The 705-nt window shown below is 64.8% G+C and carries 1 protein-coding gene; it reads left to right on the top strand.

All coding sequences use genetic code 11. The annotated features are described in order from the left end of the window. The coding region (locus DIE12_RS37750; RefSeq protein WP_148091663.1) for a 3-hydroxybutyrate dehydrogenase at window positions 1-705 on the top strand (705 nt) is incomplete at its 5' end.

Here is a 705-nt window from a genome sequence, read left to right as displayed (position 1 = left end):
AAAGCGGGCGCGGCCGTGGCGATCGCCGACCTGAACCAGGACGGCGCAAACGCGGTTGCCGACGAGATCGTCAAGGCAGGCGGCAAGGCGATCGGCGTCGCGATGGACGTGACCAACGAGGAAGCGGTCAACAGCGGCATCGACAAGGTGGCCGACACGTTCGGCTCGGTCGACATCCTCGTGTCGAACGCGGGCATCCAGATCGTCAACCCGATCGAGAACTACGCGTTCTCCGACTGGAAGAAGATGCAGGCGATCCACGTCGACGGCGCGTTCCTGACGACCAAGGCCGCGCTCAAGCACATGTACAAGGACGATCGCGGCGGCGTCGTGATCTACATGGGTTCGGTGCACTCGCACGAAGCGTCGCCGCTGAAGTCGGCGTACGTGACGGCCAAGCACGGGCTGCTCGGTCTCGCGCGCGTGCTGGCGAAGGAAGGCGCGAAGCACAACGTGCGCTCGCACGTCGTATGTCCGGGCTTCGTGCGCACGCCGCTGGTCGACAAGCAGATTCCGGAGCAGGCGAAGGAGCTCGGCATCAGCGAAGAGGAAGTGGTGAAGAAGGTGATGCTCGGCAACACGGTCGACGGCGTGTTCACGACGGTGCAGGACGTCGCGCAGACGGTGCTGTTCCTGTCGGCGTTCCCGAGCGCCGCGCTCACGGGCCAGTCGTTCGTCGTCAGCCACGGCTGGTTCATGCAGTAA

Origin of the sequence: Burkholderia sp. Bp9015 (genome assembly GCF_003853505.1) — a bacterium.
Taxonomy (GTDB): domain Bacteria; phylum Pseudomonadota; class Gammaproteobacteria; order Burkholderiales; family Burkholderiaceae; genus Burkholderia.
The sequence above is the reverse complement of the archived record's forward strand: the minus strand, read 5'-3'. Positions and strand labels throughout refer to the sequence as shown.